Origin of the sequence: Nocardioides sp., from assembly GCF_004803405.1 — a bacterium.
Lineage (GTDB): Bacteria > Actinomycetota > Actinomycetes > Propionibacteriales > Nocardioidaceae > Nocardioides > Nocardioides vastitatis.
The window spans coordinates 1-18180 of the sequence record NZ_SSXI01000048.1 but is presented as its reverse complement, the minus strand read 5'-3'; the positions used below and the strand labels follow the sequence as shown (position 1 = coordinate 18180).

Sequence of the window (18180 nt, the reverse complement as noted above, 5' to 3'; positions counted from 1 at the left end):
CGGTTCGCGGTGGCGGTGCTCACCGGCGCGCTCCTCGTGGGGGGCGGCGCCGGGGTCGGCGGCGCCGCGCTCTACGACGGACTCCGCGACGAGCCGACCGGCCAGAGCGACACCGGGACGTCGCTGCAGGTCGCAGACTCGTCCGACACCCCGGCAACGGCCGGGTCCGTCGAAGCGGTCGCGGCCGCCGTGCTGCCGTCGGTGGTGGCGCTGGACGTCACTGCCGGCGGCGCGTCCGGCAGCGGGTCGGGTGTCGTCATCGACGCCAACGGCCTGATCCTCACCAACGACCATGTGGTCACGCTCGGTGGCCAGGTCCCGGCCGACCAGGCTGAGGTGACGGCCTCGTTCCACGACGGCCGCAAGACCCGTGCGACCGTCGTCGGAACCGACCCGCTCACCGACACCGCCCTGATCCAGGTCGAGGGAATCGAGGACCTCAAGCCGATCACGATCGGCAAATCCGAGGACCTGGACGTGGGTGAGCAGGTGGTCGCGATCGGCTCGCCCTTCGGGCTCGACGCGACCGTGACGAGCGGGATCGTGAGTGCGTTGAACCGGCCGGTCGAGGTGGCGCGTGACCAGAACGGAAGCTCGGTGGCCTACCCGGCCATCCAGACCGATGCCGCGATCAACCCCGGCAACAGCGGCGGCCCGCTGGTGAACATGGACGGCCAGCTCGTCGGGATCAACGCCTCGATCCGCACTGCCGGCTCGATGACGGGCTCCGAGTCAGGGTCGATCGGACTCGGCTTCGCGATCCCCATCGACGAGGTGCTGCCCATCATCGAGCAGATCCGCAACGGCGAGACGCCGACGCACGCCCGGCTCGGGATCGGGATCTCCGACAGCTCCGAGGGTGCCCGGATCGAGCGGATCGAGGACGGATCCGCCGCCGCTGACGCGGGCCTGCGCGACGGCGACGTGATCACCGCGATCGACGGTCGTCCGATCAGCGACTCGGAGTCCCTGATCGCCACCGTCCGCTCCTACCGCCCCGGCGACAGGGTCAAGATCACCTATCTCAGGAACGGCGCGGAGCACACGACCCAGCTGGAGCTCGGCTCGGACGGCTGAGGCCGGCGCGGCGGGTCTCAGGAGCCGCCGCCGCCGGCCTTGCGGCGGTGCATCTTGGGGGCACCCCCGAGCACCTCCGGGCCGTGCGCCTTCTCCTTCGCCGGTCCGTCCTCGTGGACGCCCTTCTCCCGCTTGTTCTTCCGGTCCAGGGCCTCGCGCATCTTGGCCTTGAGATCGTCGTTGGCATCGTTGGCAGCCATGGGCGGTCCTTCCTCGCGGGGTTGGTGAGCTCCTCCACCGTCGCATCCCGTGACAAGCATGGGAAGCGACCGCGTCGGAGCAGGCTCAGACGAGCTTCTTCTGGAGCTCCCCGTTGCGGGCAGCCGTGGCGTAGCCCAGCCGCTCGTTGATGCCGATCATGTGGTCGTTCACCTCGGCGTTCCAGGTCGCCACGCGACGGCCGGTGACGTCGGCGCCGGCCTGCAGGAACCGGTGGTTGGCGACCTTGACCGCCATGCCGAGCCGGTGCCCGCGGTGCTCCCGGTGCACCAGGGTCCCCCACTGGAAGATGAACTGCTGCTCAGACCCCGACACCACGAGCTGGGTGTAGGCCACGACGGTGCCGTCCCGGTCCAGGGCGACCGTATGCCAGGTCGTCCGGCCCTGCTTGGCCTGGATCTCCTCGGACTCCCGGTGCGCCCCGACGTCGACGGCCTCCGCCTCCCGCTCCATCGCTCCGGTCGGCGCCTCGGTCATCAGGGTGGAGGAGAGCTCGAGCCAGCTGACCACGAGGTCGTCGGGGACCGGTCCCTCCCAGGAGCGGATCTCGTATCCGGCGTGGTACGGCGAGGCCTCGGCTGCCAGCTCGGCCAGCAGGGCATCGTCGACCGGGAGGTCCAGCTCACGCTGCACGTCGCCGAGTCCGAAGGAGTAGCCATGCCGCTGGGCGAACTCCACGCCCGCGGTGCCCGCACCGTCGGACGGCCCCGCGTAGGGCCACCGCGCCTCGGCCTCGAACCGGGTGCGGCCCTCGGTGCGCGCCATCTCCTCGAGCCGAACCAGCATCTGCGACCCGAGCCCGCGGCGTCGTACGTCGGGACGGACGGCGACGTCGATCTCGGCGGCGTCCACGTTGTCGAGGAGCCGCAGGGACAGCGAGCCGGCGGCGACGACCTCGCCGTCGAGCAGCCCGTTGAAGAGCAGCGTCCGCCGGGCCTTGCCCGGCTGCTGGACCATCGCCAGCAGCTCCTGCTCGGTCCAGATGGTCGCGTGCTGGCCGACCTCGTGGCGCGCGGCGGCCGCCATCACCTCCCGCCACGCGATCACCGCCGACTCGTCGTGCGGGTCGACCTCCACGATCTGTTGGCCTGTCATCGGGCTCGCGCCACCCTTCCCTCGTCCCACACGGGCTCGTCCGACTCGTAGACCGAGCCGTCCGCACCAAACACGCAGAATCGGTCGAAACCGCGTGCGAACCACCGATCGTGGGTCACGGCCACCACCGTTCCGTCGAACGCCGCCAGCCCCTCCTCAAGCGCCTCTGCCGACTGCACGTCGAGGTTGTCGGTGGGCTCGTCGAGCAGCAGCAGGGTGGCGCCCGAGAGCTCCAGGAGCAGGATCTGGAACCGCGCCTGCTGACCACCGGAGAGCGACTCGAAGGGCTGCTCGGCGCTCCCGGCCAGCTCGTAGCGGTCCAGCACCCGGCTGGCCTGCTCGCGGCCCATCCCCTGACGGCCGTCGGAGACCCCGTCACCACGATGCAGGATCTCCAGCAGGGTGCGGCCCATCAGCTCGGGGTGGTCGTGGGTCTGCACGAACCAGCCGGGACGGACCCGGGCGCCGAGACGAGCACGACCGGTGTGGTCGACCGGTGCCACGCGGACCTCGCCGACAGGCTGGTGCTCGATGTCCGGATCGCTCCCCCCGGCAGCGAGCAGCCGCAGGAAGTGCGACTTGCCGGAGCCGTTGGAGCCGAGCACGGCCAGGCGCTCGCCGTACCAGAGCTCGAGGTCGAACGGTTTCATCAGCCCGGTGAGCTCGAGGTCCTCGCAGACGACGGCGCGCTTGCCGGTGCGGCCGCCCCCGAGTCGCATGGTGACCTGCTGTTCGCGCGGCTGCTCCGTCGGCGGGCCGGCCTCCTCGAACTTCCGCAAGCGGGTCTGGGCCGCCTTGTACTGCGAGGCGAGGCCGTCGTTGTAGGTGGCCTTCTGCTTGTACATGAGGACCAGGGCCTTGAGCTTGGCGTGCTCCTCGTCCCAGCGTCTGCGGAGCTCAGCGAAGCGGGCGAACCGGTCCTTGCGAGCCTCGTGGTACGACGCGAAGCCGCCCGCGTGCGTCCAGACCGAGTTGCCGCCACCGCCGGCGCCGAGCTCCACCGTCACCACGTGGGTGGCCGCGTTGGCGAGCAGCTCGCGGTCGTGGCTGATGAAGAGGATCGTCTTGTCCGAGGCGGCGATCCGCTCCTCCAGCCAGATCTTGCCGGGGACGTCGAGGAAGTTGTCGGGCTCGTCGAGGAGCAGCACCTCGTCCGGGCCGGCGAGCAGGTACTCCAGCACCAGCCGCTTCTGCTCGCCCCCGGAGAGGGTGCGCAGCTCGCGATACTTCGCGCGGTCGTACGGCAGCGCGAGTGCCTTGACGGTGCAGACGTCCCAGACCACCTCGGTGTCGTAGCCGCCGGCGTCGGCGTACTCCGCGAATGCCTCGGCGTAGGACAGCTGCGTCGCCTCGTCGTCGGCCTCCATCAGCGCCAGCTCCCAGCGATCCACCTCCGCCGCGGCACTGCGGACGCGCGGCGGCGACAGGCTGAGCAGGAGATCGGCCACCGTGGGATCGGCGCCGATGCCCTTGTCGACCATCTGCCGCATCACACCCAGCCCGCCCGAGCGGGTCACCGATCCGGCGTGCGGGTCCAGCTCGCCGGTGATGATCCGCAGCAGCGTGGTCTTGCCCGCGCCGTTGGCCCCGACCAGTGCGACCTTGGCGCCGTCGCCGACGCGGAACGAGACATCGTCGAGAAGAACCCGCCCGTCGGGGAGCTCATAGCGCACACCTGCGACCTCGACATGACCCACAAGGACCGATTGTCCGTCAGGGGCAGTGGTTGCCGCGAGCGATTATCCGCGTGGCGCGCGGGACCGTCGACGAGCTCCCTGCCCGGGGGAGCCGGTCTCGGCGTTGATCTCGTGCTGGATAGGCTGGCGATCGTGCTGGATCTACGCGGCCTCGCGGTTCCCGTGGTCGCGGCGCCCATGGCCGGGGGCCCATCCACCCCCGCGTTGGCAGCCGCCGTCTCCGCGGCGGGCGGGCTCGGGTTCCTGGCTGGCGGCTACAAGTCGGCGGACCAGGTCGCAGCCGAGGTGGAGGCGGTGCGGGCCGTCACCGCTGCTCCTCTCGGCGTCAACCTGTTCGTGGTCGAGCCGTACCAGCCCGACCGCGGCGCGCTCGACGCCTACCGCCGGTCGTTGGAGCCGGAGGCTGCCCGCCTCGGGGTCGACCTAGGAGAGCCTCGGTGGGATGACGACGACTGGCACGCCAAGCTGGACCTGGTCCTGGACCTGCGGCCGGACGTCGTGTCGTTCACCTTCGGGTGCCCGAGCACCGATGTGCTGCGCCGTATCGCAGAGCAGGGCGTCCTCTCGATGGTGACCGTGACGTCGATCGCCGAGGCCCGGCTGGCGGTGGCTCGCGGGGCCGCGTCGCTGTCGGTGCAAGGTCCGGATGCCGGAGGTCACCGCGGCACCTGGGACCTCGAGACCGAGCCCGACCGGGCACCGCTCCTCGAGCTGCTCTCCCGCGTCCTGGATGCGGTCGAGCTGCCGGTCGTGGCAGGAGGCGGGGTGGCGGCTGCCGTCGACGTGGCGTCCGTGACCGGACTCGGTGCCCTCGCCGCACAGGTGGGGACGGCGTACCTGCTCGCGGACGAGGCCGGGACCAACCCGGTCCACCGCGCGGCTCTCAGCGACCCCGCGTGGGCCGGCACCGCGCTGACCCGGGCGTACACCGGTCGCTGGGCGCGTGGGTTGACGAACCGGTTCATCGCCGAGCACCCGACAGCGCCCGCGGGCTACCCCCACCTGCACCACCTCACCGCGCCGCTTCGGGCCGCGGCCGTGGCCGCGAACGACGCCCAGGTGGCACACATGTGGGCCGGGACGCACCACGGCCGGACCCGGAGCGGGTCGGCCACAGAGATCACTCGGTCTCTGACCCCGTGACACTCCTCGGCGTGGCCGCCCTGATCACGCGGAAAGCCGTCAGAGCGGTCGCGAGCACGCGAACATGACGGTGCGAATGCGTCGTTCGGCGAGATTGACCACCTGATTGGCAGCCATCTGGCCGAACGCGTCGCCGAGGAAGGCCGCGAACGTGACGGGTGGTGGTCCGTCCTGCTGGATCCGGGCACGCAGCTGCTGGAACCAGACGAGGCTCTCGTCCGAGGAGTCGACTTCCGAGCTGATCTCGAAGCCTGCCGCCGGGAGCAGTTCGCGCATGTCCTCTGGGGTGGCGAGAAAGCTCGTCGAGGAGTCGCCGGCCCACGGTACCGGGTACTGGACGTCTCCCCCTTCGCCCTGCAGGACGTCGTAGACGACGAACCTGCCACCGGGCCGCAGCACCCGGAAGGCTTCGGCATAGAGCGCGTGCTTGTCGGAGATGTTCATCGCCACATGCACGGTCAGCGCCGCGTCCGCAGTCGCATCGGGAAGGCCGGTGGCCGTGGCGTCCCCAACCTGGAAGCGGGTCCGGTCCGCCAGGCCCGTCCACTCCGAGAGCGCCGTCGCCACCTCGCAGAACTCTGAGGTGAGGTCGACGCCGGTGACCGTGCATCCGGTCAGCTCCGCGAGCGTCCGCGCGGGACCGCCCAACCCGCTGCCGAGGTCGAGCACGTGGGAGCCGGCAGTGAGGTTGAGGGCCTCGATGATCTCCAGCGTTGCGGCACGGCCACGGATATGGAACTCATCGACCGGAGAGAGGTCGGCCGGTCGCAGCGTCGCACGGTCCAGACCGGCCGCGTCCAGGGCGGAACTGATGCCCGACACGAGTCCCCCGGGGCCGGTGTAGAACCTCGAGACCTGGTTCATCGAGCCATCGTCGCACCGAGTGGCCGCGACGTCGACGAGGTGAAGGCGCCCTGCCACGTGGACTCGGCACTCGTCGGCCAACGAGGTCTGGTGACGGTCAGTCCGCCACGAACCGGGCGTCCACCTCGACCGACACCTCGATGTCCTCGGGCGAGAGCTCGAGCTCGCCACCGGAGTCCTTCGCGGATGCCATGCGCAGGTACTCGGCTCCACCGCCGGCCATCGGGTGCAGCCCGCCGCCGAGCATGCCGGCGTCCGCGATCGCGACCGGCCTCACCGTCCCGAGTCCGAGGGCGTCGGCGTACTCCTGGGCGCGGCGCGCGGCATCCTGCACGGCACGGGTGCGTACGACCTTCTCCAGGTCCTGGCGGTTCTTCTCGGTGAGCGCCCACTGCACGCCCTCGAGGCTGAAACCCGCGGTGTTCGTCACGTGATGCCCCACCCACGTCGCCAGCGCGGCGAAATCCCGGAACTTCACTTCTACGCCGACGCTCGCGTGATGCACGAGCGGAAGCTGCTTGCCGTCCTGGTTCCACGGGCGGTTCGCCCAGGTGCGGACGTGCTTGGTGGACCACCAGGTGACCGGCCCGCGCTCGGGGTCGTGCAGCGGCTCGACCGACCTCTTCACGGCCTCCAGGTCGTTGACCACGCGGTCGTAGACAGGCTGCATCTTCGGTCCCTCGAAGCCGAGGGCGACGCGGGCGGTGCCGCGCTCGGGTCGTTGGTAGGCGACGTACGAGCCGCGGACGGTGAGCTCGGTGGGCATGGGGCCAACTTACGGCCGGCGTGTCTCGAGGACCCGGAATCCCTTGGCACTCGCCAGGCGTTCCGTCGGATATCCCTGCTCCCCCAGCCACCGCTGCAGCGAGTCGGCGCCGAGGTTCTTCCCGACCACCATCACGGCCCGGCCGCCGGGGACCAGCCGCGGCAGCCAGGTCAGCAGCAGCTCGTGCAGCGCGGCCTTGCCGATCCGGATCGGCGGGTTGGACCAGATCTCCTCGAACGTGGCACCGGCCGGCACGCCGTCCGGTGTCATGGCGGCGAACCGGTCGGTCACACCGAGCGACGCCGCGTTCTCGTTGGCCAGCAGCACCGCCCGCTGGTTGACGTCGACGGCGGTCACCACGCAGTCGGGCACGGCGACGGCACAGGCCAGGCCGATGACGCCGTACCCGCAGCCGAGGTCGAGGATCCGCCCACCCGCCGGCGGCTCGGCCTCGCGGAACAGCACGGCCGTCCCGATGTCGACCCGGCCTTGGGCGAAGACACCGGAACCGCTCACCAGGTTGAGGTGGTGCCCCCAGACTGTGGCTCGCACCTCGGCGCGCTGGAACGCCACCGACGGGTCGGCTGAGAAGTAGTGCTCGTCGCTCACTCCCCGTCGCCTCCGTCGATCGGAGCACGACGCGCGGACGTCTGCTGCACGCGGGCGGCCAGCTCGGCGTCGTCGGGGTAGCCGACCTCCTCCAGGGTCAGCCCGTGGGCGTGCACTACGGCCACGCTCGGGTCGCGGCGGCGACCGGTCAGGATCTCGGCCGCCCACGCGGGGTCCCTGCGTCCCTCACCGACCGCGATCAGGCAGCCGACCAGGGCCCTCACCATCGAGTGGCAGAACGCGTCGGCCCTGATGTGGCCGACCAGGATGCCGGTCGCGTCGCGGTCCCAGCGGAGCTCCAGCAGGGTGCGGATCGTGGTGGCGCCCGGCCGGTGCTTGCAGAAGGCGGCGAAGTCGTGGAGGCCGACCAGCGGCTGCGAGGCGGCGTTCATCGCGTCCGCGTCGAGCGTCCGCGGCCAGAAGAGCACGTGGTGTCGGCGGAGCGGGTCGACGAGGGTGGGTTCGTCGGCGATCCGGTAGGCGTACCGGCGCCACAGGGCGGCGAACCGGGCGTCGAAGCCCTCCGGCGCCGGCGTGACCCGCCGGATCCGGACGTCCTGCGCGAGTACGCCGTTGACGCGGCGGGCGAGCAGCTCGAGCTGGACCGGGTCCACGGCGGGCGTGTCGTCCGGCAGGTCGCAGTGGGCGACCTGGCCGCGGGCGTGGACACCTGAGTCCGTGCGGCCGGCGCAGGTCACCTGGATCGTCCCCGGCGGGACGCGGAGGACGGTGGCGAGTGCGGAGGTGAGATCGCCCTGCACCGTCCGCAGCGCCGGCTGGATCGCCCAACCACGGAAGTCGGTGCCGTCGTAGGCGAGGTCGATCCGGATCCGCACCCCGCGATTCTCGCAGGCGGCCGGGCTTTCCTGTCTCCCGCCGTCAGTGGGCGTGGCCCGACGGTCGTCCGGCCTCCTGCCCCGGCCGGACCACCACGAACTGGCCCATCATCCCCTGGTCCTCGTGCCGCAACAGGTGGCAGTGATACATGTACGGCGTGTCCGGGTCGGTGTAGTCGCTGAACCGCACGAGGAGCGCCACCTCCGCCCGATCCGGCAGCAGGACGGTGTCCTGCCAGCCCTGGTAGGCCGGCGGCGGATCGTCGCCGTCGACGGTCTCGACCTGGAACTGCACGTCGTGGATGTGGAAGTTGTGTGGGTAGCCGTTGTCGTTGGTGACGATCCACCGCTCGGTGGTGTCCACCTCGCTGACGACGTCGATCCGTTCGGGATCCATGTCGTCGCCGTTGATGCTGCTGCCCGAGAGCGTGAACCGGCGGGTGGTGACGACCTCCTCCCCGCCGAGGTCGGGCGCCGGCGCCAGCCGGCGCGGCACCGGTGGGGACGCCGTCAGCCGGCCGGCGGCGCGCACCTCGAGGATGTCGAACCGGTCGTCGGCGCCGGCCGCCCGGTCCTCGGAGCTGTCCAGCGGCGCGCTGCGCAGGACGGTGGTCTCCCCCGGCTCGAAGTCGACGACGATCTCGGCCCGCTCCCCCGGCGACAGCTCGAGGCTTCGGACCTCGACCGGCTCCGGCAGCAGGCCTCCGTCGCTGCCGACCAGCAGGTAGGGCCGGTCGTCGGCGAAGTGGAAGTTGAAGATGCGTGCGTTCGATCCGTTGAGCAGCCGCAGCCGGACCCGCTCGGTGGTCACGTCGAGGTAGGGGCCCGGCGTGCCGTTGACGAGGACCTGGTCGCCGAGGATCCCCTGGTTGCGGAACGGCGCATCGGACTCGTCGAGCTCGCTCCCGTCGAACTTCTTGTCCTGCACGATCAGCGGCACGTCATCCACTCCGTACTTCTTCGGGAGCGCCAGAGCCGCGGCAGCGGGGTCGTCGACCAGGAACAGTCCCGACACCCCGCGGTAGACGTGCTCGGCCGTTCGTCCGTGCGGGTGCGGGTGGTACCAGAGGGTGGCGGCCGGCTGGTCGACGCGCCAGGTCGGCGACCAGGTGGCGCCGTTCGCGACCGTCTGGTGGGGGCCGCCATCCATCTCCGGCGGGAGATGCATCCCGTGCCAGTGCAGGGTCGAATCCTCACCGAGCTCGTTGGTGACGTTGACCAGCACGTCCTCCCCGCGGTTCGCGCGCAGCGTCGGTCCCAGGTAGCTGCCGTTGACGCCCCAGGTCGGTGTGGGGTCGGGTCGGCCGAGGTCGGTCCTGCCACGCTGCATCGTGAGGTCGAAGACCCGTCGACCGTCCGCGTCGCGTCGCGACTCGGCCAGCCGAGGCACGACCAGCGGACGGTCGAAGTCCACCTGGCCGACGGTGTCGACCACGGTGCGCACCTCGCGGACGACGAGCACGACACCCGCCGCCATCAGGACCAGCGCAAGGAGGAGCACCGACAGGACGACCCGGATCCAGCGCCTGCGGCGCCGGCCGGGCGGTGGCGCTGCGGGGGGTCGCAGAGTTGCGGACATGCCGTCCACGATCGGCCGGACACAGGGCCGGCACAACGGAGATCGCGCGATCCCAGGGGCGATTCAGGGTCGGTTCCGGGGTCATCCCCCAGCCGGCGGGGGGCGGCCGTCGGGATGTCGACGTGGGTCAACCCACCCATCCGGCCCGAACCCGATGGGCATCCTGCCCGACGCGGTGAGCGGCCCGCGCTTCCTAGCGTCGGAGCACGATCCGACACGAGGAGGAACCATGTCCACCGAGCACATCGAGACCGTGATCATCGGAGCCGGCCAGGCCGGCCTGTCCACGGCCTACCACCTGAAGAAGCAGGGTCGACCCTGTGTCGTCCTGGACAGCAACCCCCGGGTCGGCGACAACTGGCGTCGGCACTGGGACACGCTGCGGCTCTACAGCCCTGCGAAGTACGACGGCCTGCCGGGCATGCCCTTCCCTGCCGAGGCGTGGGCGTTCCCCCAGAAGGACGAGGTCGCAGCGTTCCTCGAGAGCTACGCACTGAAGTTCGACCTGCCGGTGCGGACGAGCACCCGGGTCGATGCTCTCGAGCAGCGCGCCGACGGCTGCTTCGAGCTGCGCATCGGCGACAACGCGATCACCTGCGACAACGTCGTCGTGGCGACCGGGACCTTCGGCCAAGCGCCCAGCATCCCGGACTTCGCCGACCAGCTCGACCCGACGGTCCACCAGCTGCACTCGAGCGAGTACCACCGACCCCAGGATCTCCGGCCCGGACCCGTCCTGGTGGTCGGCGCCTCGCACTCCGGCACCGACATCGCCTACGAGGCCGCGCAGACCAACCCGGTCACCCTCTGCGGGCGGGACCCCGGCCAGCTGCCGTTCCGGCCAGAGCAGCGGCGCGCCCGGGTCATCCTCCCCGTCGTCGTCTTCGCGTGGCGGCACGTCCTGACCCGGCGCACCCCGATCGGGCGCAAGATGTTCCACGAGGTCCGTGCGCACGGCGGCCCGATGATCCGGATCCACCGCGAGGACCTGGCTGCCCGTGGCGTCGAGCGGTGCACGGCCCGCATGGTCGGCGTCCGCGACGGCATGCCGCTGCTGGACGACGGAACCGTCGTGCCGGTCAGCAACGTGGTCTGGGCGACCGGGTTCCGACAGGTCTTCGACTGGATCAAGCTTCCGCTGCTGGGCGAGGACGGCTGGCCCCTGGAGATGCGCGGCGTGGTCGACGAGGTGCCGGGGCTCTTCTTCTGCGGCCTCGCGTTCCAGTACGCGTTCAGCTCGATGGTGTTCCCCGGTATCGGCCGGGACGCTGAGTTCCTGGCCCGCCAGATCAGCGCACGCGCCACCCGGAGTCCTATGCTCGCTACGAGGTGAGGCGTCGTGAACGTCGTCGAGGAGCTGCTGCGGGCGCGTGAGGCTTTCGACCGCCGCGACTGGGTCGCGGCGTACGAAGGCCTGTCGGCTGCCGGGAGCGATGCCCTGCTGGCCGCCGACTTCGCCGATCTCGCCACCGCCGCGTTCCTCGTCGGCCGCCACAACGACTGCATCCAGGCTCTCCAGCGGGCGTACCAGGCGCACGTGGACGCCGGTGACCAGCGCGCGGCGGTCCGGTCCGCCTTCTGGCTGGCGATGACGCTGATGGACCGCGGGGAGCTCGCGGTCGCCAGTGGATGGATCGCGCGTGCCGACCGGCTGCTGGAGACCCTGCCGGAGGACACGGTCGAGCACGGCTACGTCCTCTTCTTCCGGATGCTCGGGCACATCCTCGGTGGTGACCCGGCCACCGCGCTTGACGAGGCGGCGACGCTCACGTCGTACGGCCGGCGCTTCGGTGACGGCGACCTGCTCGCCACGGGCCTGATGGCCCAGGGGCGTTGCCTGCTCTACCTCGGTCGGGTGCCCGAAGGCGTGCGCCTGCTCGACGAGGCCATGATCGGGGTGACCACCGGGGAGGTCTCCCCGATCTTCGCCGGGCAGACCTACTGCTCGCTGATCGAGGCGTGCCAGGAGATTTCGGACTTCGAGCGGGTGGCGCAGTGGACGATGGCGCTGACCACCTGGTGCGGCGCGCAGGTGGGCCTGGTCCCGTTCACCGGACAGTGCGCGGTCCACCGCGGCCAGGTGATGCGGGTCCGCGGCGCGTTCGAGGAGGCGATCGCCGAGCTCGACGGCGCGATCAGGCGCTACGTGTCGGCGGGCACGCCGGCGGCGGCGGGCCTGGCGTTCACGGAGAAGGGCGGACTGCTGCGCATCCGTGGTGAGTACGACGCCGCGGAGGAGGCCTTCGAGCGGGCCGTCGGCTTCGGTCACGACCCGCAGCCCGCGCACGCGCTGCTGACGCTCTCCCGCGGCCGGACCGACGCGGCGTGCGGTGCGGTGCACCGGGTGCTGGGCGAGCCGCGGGACCCGATCCATCGCTCGCAGCTGCTGCCCGGTGCGATCGACGTGCTGCTCGCCGCAGACGACCTCGCCTCCGCGCGACCGCTGGTCGCCGAGCTGGTGGCGGTCGGTGACTCGTTCGAGTCCCGTTCGCTCAAGGCGATGGCCGGGTACGCCGTCGGTGCGCTGGCTATGGCCGAGGACCGGCCCGATCAGGCCCTGGCCGCGCTGCGTGCCGCGCTGCGCGGGTGGCAGGAGCTGGCGTGGCCCTACGAGGCCGCCCGCACGCAGGTCCTCGTGGGCCGGGCGTTGCGCGGGCTGGGCGACGAGGAGTCGGCGACCGCCGAGCTTCGAGGTGCGGCCAGGACGCTGGCCGCGTTGGGGGCCATACCGGACGCGCGTGAGGTCGACCGACTGTTGGCACCGGGCCCGCTGCCGGGCGGCCTCACCGCCCGCGAGGCCGAGGTGCTCAGGCTCGTCGCCGCCGGACGGTCCAACCCGGAGATCGCCGCGGCCCTGTTCCTGAGCGAGAAGACGGTGGCCCGGCACCTGAGCAACATCTTCACCAAGCTGGACGTCCCGTCGCGCACGGCGGCCGCGGCGTTCGCCTTCGACCACGGGCTCACCTGACCCGGCCCACCTCGGGAGCGGCCGGCTACGGAAGCCGGGACGCCTCGACCTCGGCTCGGGTCGGCGGATCGGCACCGACCCGCGAGACGGTGATCGCGGCGGCCCGGGCGGCGTAGGTCAGCGCGGCCGCCCAGTCGTCCGCGCCGAGCGCCTCGAGCCGCCCCCGGCCGCCCTCGCCGAGCAGCGGCCACAGGTGGTCCACCAGCGCGGCGCCGAACGTGTCACCCGCTCCGATAGTGTCGACGACCTGGGCCTGTTCGGCGTGCACGCCTCCGGTCGACCAGCCGTCGCTGCGTCGCACGTGCCACGAGGCGCCGGTGTCGCCGCGGGTCACGATCACCGCCTCGGGGCCGAGCTCGAGCAGGTGCGACGCGGACTCCCCCGGGTCGCGTTCGGGCCACAGCGCCAGCAGGTCCTCGTCGGAGGCCTTGACGAGATCGGCTCGCGCCGCCATCCGGGTCACCCGCTCGACCACCCCGGGACCGGTCCCGGTGAGGGCGGGGCGCACGTTGACGTCGTACGTGACCGTCGTCGCGGGCGCCAACCGGTCGACGAGAGCAAGCACCTCGTCGGCTCCGGGATCCATCAGCGGACCGAGCGAGACGACGTGCAGTACGTGGGTGCCGGTGGTCGAGGTGACGTGCGGCAGCCGCCACGCCACGTCGAAGGAGTACGACGCGGCGCCGGTCGGTCCGATCACCGCGTCCGCACGCGACGTGCGAGGCAGCTCGTAGGGGTCCGCTGCGAGCGCGACGCCCGCGTCGGCGAGGTGGCGCTCGAGCAGCCGTCCGTGCGCGTCCGAGGCGTACGACGTCGCCAGTCGCACGTCCCGCCCGAGCCGGGCGAGCGCGACCGCGGCGTTGACCGCGGCGCCACCGGGCCGCTCGACGGGCTCATCCGTCGGCACGCGGACCACATCGATCAGGGCCTCGCCCACCACCAGCGCCGTCGCCACGGCTCCTACTGTGCACGCTGGGGTCGGTGGCATGAAATAGGCTCGCGGCCGTGGCACTCGAGACATCTGCGGAGAAGCCGGCTCCGGTCCGGGCGATCGCGAACGCGATCTCCGGCTGGATCGACCGGCTCGGCGCGGTGTGGGTCGAGGGCCAGGTGGCCCAGGTGAGCCGTCGGCCGGGCATGGCGACGGTCTTCATGACCCTGCGGGACTCGGTGGCCGACATCTCCGTGCCCGTCACCTGCTCGCGGCTGCTGTTCGACGGGCTGGAGCCGCCCGTGGTCGAGGGCGCGAGCGTCGTGATCCACGCGAAGCCGTCCTACTACGCCAACCGCGGGACCCTCTCCCTGCAGGCCCGGTCGATCCGGATGGTCGGCCTGGGCGAGCTGCTGGCGCGGATCGAGCGGCGCCGTCAGCTGCTCGCGGCCGAGGGCCTGTTCGCCCAGGAGCGCAAGCGACGGCTGCCGTTCCTGCCGCAGCGCGTGGGTCTGGTGACGGCGAGCGGCTCGGCGGCCGAGCGCGACGTGCTCGAGAACGCCGGACGCCGCTGGCCCGGGGTCGGATTCGAGACCGTCTACGCCTCGATGCAGGGCACGCGCTCCGCGGCCGAGGTGATCGAGGCGGTCCGCCGGCTCGACGCCGACCCGGCGGTCGACGTCATCGTGATCGCCCGCGGGGGCGGCTCGGTCGAGGACCTGCTGCCGTTCTCGGACGAGGGCCTGATCCGCGTCGTCGCTGCCACACGCACGCCCGTGGTGTCCGCGATCGGTCACGAGCCCGACAGTCCGCTCCTCGACCTGGTCGCCGACGTCCGGGCGTCGACGCCGACCGACGCCGCGAAGCTGATCGTCCCCGACGTCGCGCAGGAGCGGGCCGGCATCGATCACACCCGCGAGCGACTGCGTCGCGCCCTGGGCGGCTGGCTCGAGCGGGAGCAGGCGCGGCTCGACGCCATCCGCTCGCGGCCGGCGATGGCCGACCCGCGCACCCTGCTCGACGCGCGCGCCGCCGAGCTGGCGGACTCACGCGCCCGGATCCGCCGATGCCTGGAGCACCGGCTCGACCGGGCGGCCGACGACATCGGCCACCACCGGGCCCGGGCCCGGGCGCTGTCGCCCCTCGCCACGCTGCAGCGGGGCTACTCCGTGCTCCAGGACGCCGACGGCCATGTCGTCACGTCCGTCGCCGCAGTCGCTGCCGGCGCATCGCTCAGCGTGCGCGTCGCCGACGGCCGCATCCACGTCACGACCACGTCGACCGAGCACATCGAGGAGACCCATGACTGACCCGGACCAGACCCCCTCCTACGAGGACGCGCGGGCCGAGCTGGTCGAGGTGGTCCAGAGGCTCGAGGCCGGCGGCACCACCCTCGAGGAGTCGCTGGCGCTGTGGGAGCGCGGCGAGCGTCTGGCGACGATCTGCCAGGACTGGATCGACGGCGCCCGAGCCCGGCTGGACGCCGTACTCGAGACGGACGAGGAGGAGTAGCCCTCAGCCGACCGGACGGCGCACCAGCGCGTCCACGATCGCCTGCAGCTCCTCGGCGTCGGCCGAGCCGAAGACGATGACGGTGTCGTCGCCGACCGTCGCGACGTAGGCGTGGTCGCCGCCCTCGTCGGTGTAGCCGTCCCAGTGCCGGGCCACCGGGCGCATGACCGAGCGGGGCACCTCGTAGGCGTCGGCCGTCTGGGTCTCCTCGTCCACCCAACGCGCGAGCAGCGCGGTGCTCGAGGCGTCCTCCTGGTGGACGCCGACGAACCGCTCGTCGTCGGTGAGCATCCGGATCGTGAACGCCGGGTCGTCCCCGGGGACCACGTCGACCCCGGTGGCGATCCAGCCGTCGGGAAGGTCGGCGGGGTAGATCGGCTTGAGCCCGGCCTGCTGGGCGGCCGCGACGATGTCGAGGTGGTCGACCTGCTCCGGCCGCACGTCGAGATCATGACGGAAGGCCCCCATGAAGTAGAGGACGCCTCCCAGCGCGAGGACGGTGACCAGCAGGGACACGACGAGGCCGGCCGCCGACCGCTGGTACCTGCCGGCCCGCCCCGTGGGCTCCGTCTGCTGCGTGCTCATGACCTCCTCAGTCTCCCAGTGGTCCGCCTGCGGCGGGGACTCGGGGCGCTGGGAGCCGCAGTTGCGCCTGATCCGGTGACTTTTCGCCGCATCTGCGTCATCGTGTTCGGTGTGAGCGACTACCGCGTGGCCGAGGCTGCGGAGCTGCTCGGCGTCAGCGCCGACACCGTCCGCCGCTGGATCGAGGCCGGCCGGGTCCCCAGCCGGACCGTCGACGGCCGCACCGTGGTGCCGGGGACCGACCTGGCGATCCTGGCCGCGTCCCTGGTCGACGAAGCCGACCGGGAGCGCACCCGCGCCGGCGCCGTCAGCGCCCGCAACCGGATGAGCGGCATCGTCACCCGCGTGGTCAAGGACACCGTGATGGCGCAGGTCGAGATGGTCTGCGGTCCGCACCGAATCGTCTCCCTCATGAGCGCCGAGGCCGCCACCGAGCTGGGCCTCGAGCCCGGCGTGCGTGCCATCGCGTCGGTGAAGTCGACCAGCGTCGTCGTGGAGCGTCCGGTCCGATGAGATCTTTCCTGGTCGCCCTGCTCCTGCTCCCCCTGTCGCTCCCCGCCTGCGGCGACGCCGACGACCAGACGCTCACCGTCTTCGCCGCCGCCTCACTCACGCCGGTCTTCGACGTGCTCGAGGAGAACTACGAGGACGACCACCCCGGGGTCGACGTGCGGATCTCCTACGGCGGGTCCGCCGACCTCGTCACGCAGATCGAGGAGGGGGCCGAGGTCGACGTGTTCGCCTCGGCCGACACCCCGACCATGGACCGCCTCGTCGAGGCGGGACTGGCCCGCTCGGAACCTCGGGACTTCGCCAGCAACACGCTGGCCGTCGCCGTGGCACCGGGCAACCCGCTCCACATCGCCACGCTCGACGACCTCGCCGACCCCGGGCTGGACCTGGTCCTGTGCGCCCCGGAGGTGCCGTGCGGTCGCGCCGCCCACCAGGTCGCCGACCGTGCGGGCGTCACCCTCCAGCCGGTGAGCGAGGAGCAGTCGGTCACCGACGTGCTCGCCAAGGTCCGTGAGGGCGAGGCCGACGCGGGGCTCGTCTACGCCACCGACGTCGAGGCGGCCGACGGCGCCGTCAGCGCCGTCGGGCTCCCCGAGCTCGCCGGGGTGGTCAACCACTACCCGATCTCCGTCATCGAGGGCAGCGACGACCCCGCTCTCGCCCAGGACCTCGTCGACCTGGTCCTCAGCGACGCCGGCCAGGCAGTCCTCGCCGACCACGGCTTCGGCCCGCGGGTGCCATGAGGACCCGCCACGTCGGCCTGCCCCGCTGGCTGGTGCTGCCCGCGGCGATCGGCGCGGCCTTCGTCGTACTGCCGGTCGCGGCGCTGGCCACCCGCATCGACTGGGGCGCGTTCCCCGGCCTCGTCACGTCCGACTCCGCACTGGTCGCGCTGGGACTGAGCCTGCGCACCTCTGCCGCCAGCACGGCGCTGTGCCTGCTGCTCGGGGTGCCGCTCGCGACGGTGCTCGCGCGCAGCGAGTTCCGCGGCCTTCCGGTGCTCCGCTCGCTCGTGCTGCTGCCGCTCGTCCTGCCGCCCGTCGTCGGCGGCATCGCGCTGCTCGCGACCTTCGGACGGCAGGGGCTGCTGGGCGAGCACCTCGAGGCGCTCGGCGTGCGGGTCGCGTTCACCACGGTCGCGGTGGTGCTGGCGCAGACCTTCGTCTCCCTGCCGTTCCTGGTGGTCAGCCTCGAGGGCGCGCTCCGCACGGCCGGGGAGAGGTACGACGTCGTCGCGGCCTCCCTCGGAGCCGCTCCGACCACGGTCCTGCGCCGGGTGACGCTGCCGCTGGTCATGCCCGGCCTGGCGTCGGGCGCGGTGCTGGCGTTCGCGCGGTCGCTGGGCGAGTTCGGCGCCACGATCACCTTCGCCGGGTCGCTCGAGGGCACCACCCGGACGCTGCCGCTGCTGATCTACAACCTCCGGGTCACCGATGCCGACGCCGCGGTGGCGATGTCGCTGGTGCTCGTGGTCGTCGCGGTCGCGGTGATCGGACTCGTCCGGCCGAGGGCCGCACGGTGAGCGCCGACCTCCGGGTCGAGGCCGCCGTGGTCTCCCGCGGGCTCGACGTCGCCTTCGACGTGGCGGCCGGGGAGACGGTCGCCCTGCTCGGCCCCAACGGCGCGGGGAAGTCGACCACCCTGGCGGTGCTGGCGGGCCTGCTCCGGCCGGACGCCGGTCGCGTCGTCGTCGACGGCGAGGAGCTGACGGGTCCGCGTCGCTGGGTGCCCCCGCACGCTCGCCGCACGGCGCTGCTGGCGCAGGACCCGCTGCTCTTCCCACACC

The 18180-nt window shown here is 72.2% G+C and carries 20 protein-coding genes; 10 read left to right on the top strand and 10 right to left on the bottom strand.

Annotation, left to right across the window (positions count from 1 at the left end):
- Nucleotides 1-1077, top strand: a 1077-nt coding sequence (locus tag E7Z54_RS03345; protein WP_136431589.1) for a S1C family serine protease, incomplete at its 5' end; no start/stop codon positions are given.
- Between the two features lie 17 nt (nt 1078-1094).
- Here E7Z54_RS03345 and E7Z54_RS03340 read toward each other — a convergent pair.
- From E7Z54_RS03340 to E7Z54_RS03330, 3 genes are all read right to left on the bottom strand, one after another.
- Nucleotides 1095-1277: a DUF5302 domain-containing protein gene (locus tag E7Z54_RS03340; RefSeq protein WP_136431588.1), complete on the bottom strand. Its 183-nt coding sequence runs from the start codon at nt 1275-1277 to the stop codon at nt 1095-1097.
- Nucleotides 1278-1362: 85 nt separating this feature from the next.
- Complete coding sequence (locus E7Z54_RS03335) at nt 1363-2391, bottom strand: GNAT family N-acetyltransferase (RefSeq protein WP_136431587.1); 1029 nt, start codon at nt 2389-2391, stop codon at nt 1363-1365.
- On the bottom strand, nt 2388-4088 hold the full coding sequence (locus tag E7Z54_RS03330) for an ABC-F family ATP-binding cassette domain-containing protein (RefSeq protein WP_136431586.1): 1701 nt from the start codon (nt 4086-4088) through the stop codon (nt 2388-2390). Before E7Z54_RS03330 ends, E7Z54_RS03335 begins: the two co-directional genes overlap by 4 nt.
- 132 nt (nt 4089-4220) lie before the next feature.
- Between E7Z54_RS03330 and E7Z54_RS03325 the strand changes: the two genes are divergently transcribed.
- Entirely contained in the window at nt 4221-5231 is a 1011-nt protein-coding gene (locus tag E7Z54_RS03325; RefSeq protein ID WP_206055980.1) for a nitronate monooxygenase, read from the top strand.
- Nucleotides 5232-5270: 39 nt separating this feature from the next.
- On the opposite strand, the gene E7Z54_RS03320 is transcribed toward E7Z54_RS03325, so the two are convergent.
- From E7Z54_RS03320 to E7Z54_RS03300, 5 genes are all read right to left on the bottom strand, one after another.
- The gene (locus E7Z54_RS03320; protein ID WP_136431584.1) at nt 5271-6095 is read right to left on the bottom strand and encodes a class I SAM-dependent methyltransferase; all 825 of its coding nucleotides are present in this window, start codon (nt 6093-6095) and stop codon (nt 5271-5273) included.
- A gap of 97 nt (nt 6096-6192) precedes the next feature.
- Nucleotides 6193-6861 carry an SIMPL domain-containing protein gene (locus tag E7Z54_RS03315; RefSeq protein WP_136431583.1) on the bottom strand — a complete coding sequence of 223 codons (669 nt, stop codon included), beginning with the start codon at nt 6859-6861 and terminating at the stop codon, nt 6193-6195.
- 9 nt (nt 6862-6870) lie between these two features.
- On the bottom strand, nt 6871-7470 hold the full coding sequence (locus E7Z54_RS03310) for a class I SAM-dependent methyltransferase (protein ID WP_136431582.1): 600 nt from the start codon (nt 7468-7470) through the stop codon (nt 6871-6873).
- Nucleotides 7467-8306: a tRNA pseudouridine(38-40) synthase TruA gene (truA, locus tag E7Z54_RS03305; protein ID WP_136431581.1), complete on the bottom strand. Its 840-nt coding sequence runs from the start codon at nt 8304-8306 to the stop codon at nt 7467-7469. The genes E7Z54_RS03310 and truA overlap by 4 nt, the downstream gene beginning before the upstream one ends.
- Nucleotides 8307-8349: 43 nt before the next feature.
- Complete coding sequence (locus E7Z54_RS03300; RefSeq protein WP_206055979.1) at nt 8350-9885, bottom strand: multicopper oxidase family protein; 1536 nt, start codon at nt 9883-9885, stop codon at nt 8350-8352.
- A 229-nt stretch (nt 9886-10114) separates the two neighbouring features.
- Here E7Z54_RS03300 and E7Z54_RS03295 point away from each other — a divergent pair, with 229 nt between their 5' ends.
- A complete protein-coding gene (locus E7Z54_RS03295) occupies nt 10115-11218 on the top strand; it encodes a flavin-containing monooxygenase (protein ID WP_136431580.1) in 1104 nt (367 codons plus the stop codon).
- 6 nt (nt 11219-11224) lie between these two features.
- The gene (locus E7Z54_RS24145) at nt 11225-12853 is read left to right on the top strand and encodes a helix-turn-helix transcriptional regulator (RefSeq protein WP_136431579.1); all 1629 of its coding nucleotides are present in this window, start codon (nt 11225-11227) and stop codon (nt 12851-12853) included.
- Between the two features lie 25 nt (nt 12854-12878).
- Here the strand turns inward: E7Z54_RS24145 and E7Z54_RS03285 are convergent, their stop codons facing one another.
- Entirely contained in the window at nt 12879-13808 is a 930-nt protein-coding gene (locus E7Z54_RS03285) for a PfkB family carbohydrate kinase (RefSeq protein ID WP_240769494.1), read from the bottom strand.
- A 50-nt stretch (nt 13809-13858) separates the two neighbouring features.
- Here E7Z54_RS03285 and xseA point away from each other — a divergent pair, with 50 nt between their 5' ends.
- Both xseA and E7Z54_RS03275 read left to right on the top strand, forming a co-directional pair.
- Nucleotides 13859-15094 (top strand): exodeoxyribonuclease VII large subunit, encoded by a 1236-nt coding sequence (gene xseA / locus E7Z54_RS03280; RefSeq protein ID WP_136431577.1) that lies wholly within the window; start codon nt 13859-13861, stop codon nt 15092-15094.
- On the top strand, nt 15087-15296 hold the full coding sequence (locus E7Z54_RS03275; RefSeq protein WP_136431576.1) for an exodeoxyribonuclease VII small subunit: 210 nt from the start codon (nt 15087-15089) through the stop codon (nt 15294-15296). Before xseA ends, E7Z54_RS03275 begins: the two co-directional genes overlap by 8 nt.
- 3 nt (nt 15297-15299) lie before the next feature.
- Here the strand turns inward: E7Z54_RS03275 and E7Z54_RS03270 are convergent, their stop codons facing one another.
- On the bottom strand, nt 15300-15881 hold the full coding sequence (locus E7Z54_RS03270; RefSeq protein ID WP_136431575.1) for a DUF4245 family protein: 582 nt from the start codon (nt 15879-15881) through the stop codon (nt 15300-15302).
- Nucleotides 15882-15992: 111 nt separating this feature from the next.
- On the opposite strand from E7Z54_RS03270, the gene E7Z54_RS03265 reads away from it, so the two are divergent.
- The 4 genes from E7Z54_RS03265 to E7Z54_RS03250 form a co-directional block, all read left to right on the top strand.
- Nucleotides 15993-16394, top strand: coding sequence for a TOBE domain-containing protein (locus E7Z54_RS03265; RefSeq protein WP_136431574.1), 402 nt, complete (start codon nt 15993-15995; stop codon nt 16392-16394).
- Nucleotides 16391-17137, top strand: coding sequence for a molybdate ABC transporter substrate-binding protein (gene modA / locus E7Z54_RS03260; protein WP_136431573.1), 747 nt, complete (start codon nt 16391-16393; stop codon nt 17135-17137). The genes E7Z54_RS03265 and modA overlap by 4 nt, the downstream gene beginning before the upstream one ends.
- On the top strand, nt 17134-17916 hold the full coding sequence (locus tag E7Z54_RS03255) for an ABC transporter permease (RefSeq protein ID WP_136431572.1): 783 nt from the start codon (nt 17134-17136) through the stop codon (nt 17914-17916). Before modA ends, E7Z54_RS03255 begins: the two co-directional genes overlap by 4 nt.
- The coding region (locus E7Z54_RS03250; protein ID WP_276606198.1) for an ATP-binding cassette domain-containing protein at nt 17913-18180 on the top strand (268 nt) is incomplete at its 3' end. The genes E7Z54_RS03255 and E7Z54_RS03250, both read left to right, overlap by 4 nt.

Coding starts and splice junctions, on each gene's coding strand:
- E7Z54_RS03315 (WP_136431583.1), bottom strand. CDS start 6,861: ATGCCCACCGAGCTCACCGTCCGCGGCTCGTACGTCGCCTACCAACGA.
- E7Z54_RS03275 (WP_136431576.1), top strand. CDS start 15,087: ATGACTGACCCGGACCAGACCCCCTCCTACGAGGACGCGCGGGCCGAG.
- E7Z54_RS03320 (WP_136431584.1), bottom strand. CDS start 6,095: ATGAACCAGGTCTCGAGGTTCTACACCGGCCCCGGGGGACTCGTGTCG.
- E7Z54_RS03295 (WP_136431580.1), top strand. CDS start 10,115: ATGTCCACCGAGCACATCGAGACCGTGATCATCGGAGCCGGCCAGGCC.
- E7Z54_RS03270 (WP_136431575.1), bottom strand. CDS start 15,881: ATGAGCACGCAGCAGACGGAGCCCACGGGGCGGGCCGGCAGGTACCAG.
- E7Z54_RS03300 (WP_206055979.1), bottom strand. CDS start 9,885: ATGTCCGCAACTCTGCGACCCCCCGCAGCGCCACCGCCCGGCCGGCGC.
- modA (WP_136431573.1), top strand. CDS start 16,391: ATGAGATCTTTCCTGGTCGCCCTGCTCCTGCTCCCCCTGTCGCTCCCC.
- E7Z54_RS03340 (WP_136431588.1), bottom strand. CDS start 1,277: ATGGCTGCCAACGATGCCAACGACGATCTCAAGGCCAAGATGCGCGAG.
- E7Z54_RS03335 (WP_136431587.1), bottom strand. CDS start 2,391: ATGACAGGCCAACAGATCGTGGAGGTCGACCCGCACGACGAGTCGGCG.
- E7Z54_RS03255 (WP_136431572.1), top strand. CDS start 17,134: ATGAGGACCCGCCACGTCGGCCTGCCCCGCTGGCTGGTGCTGCCCGCG.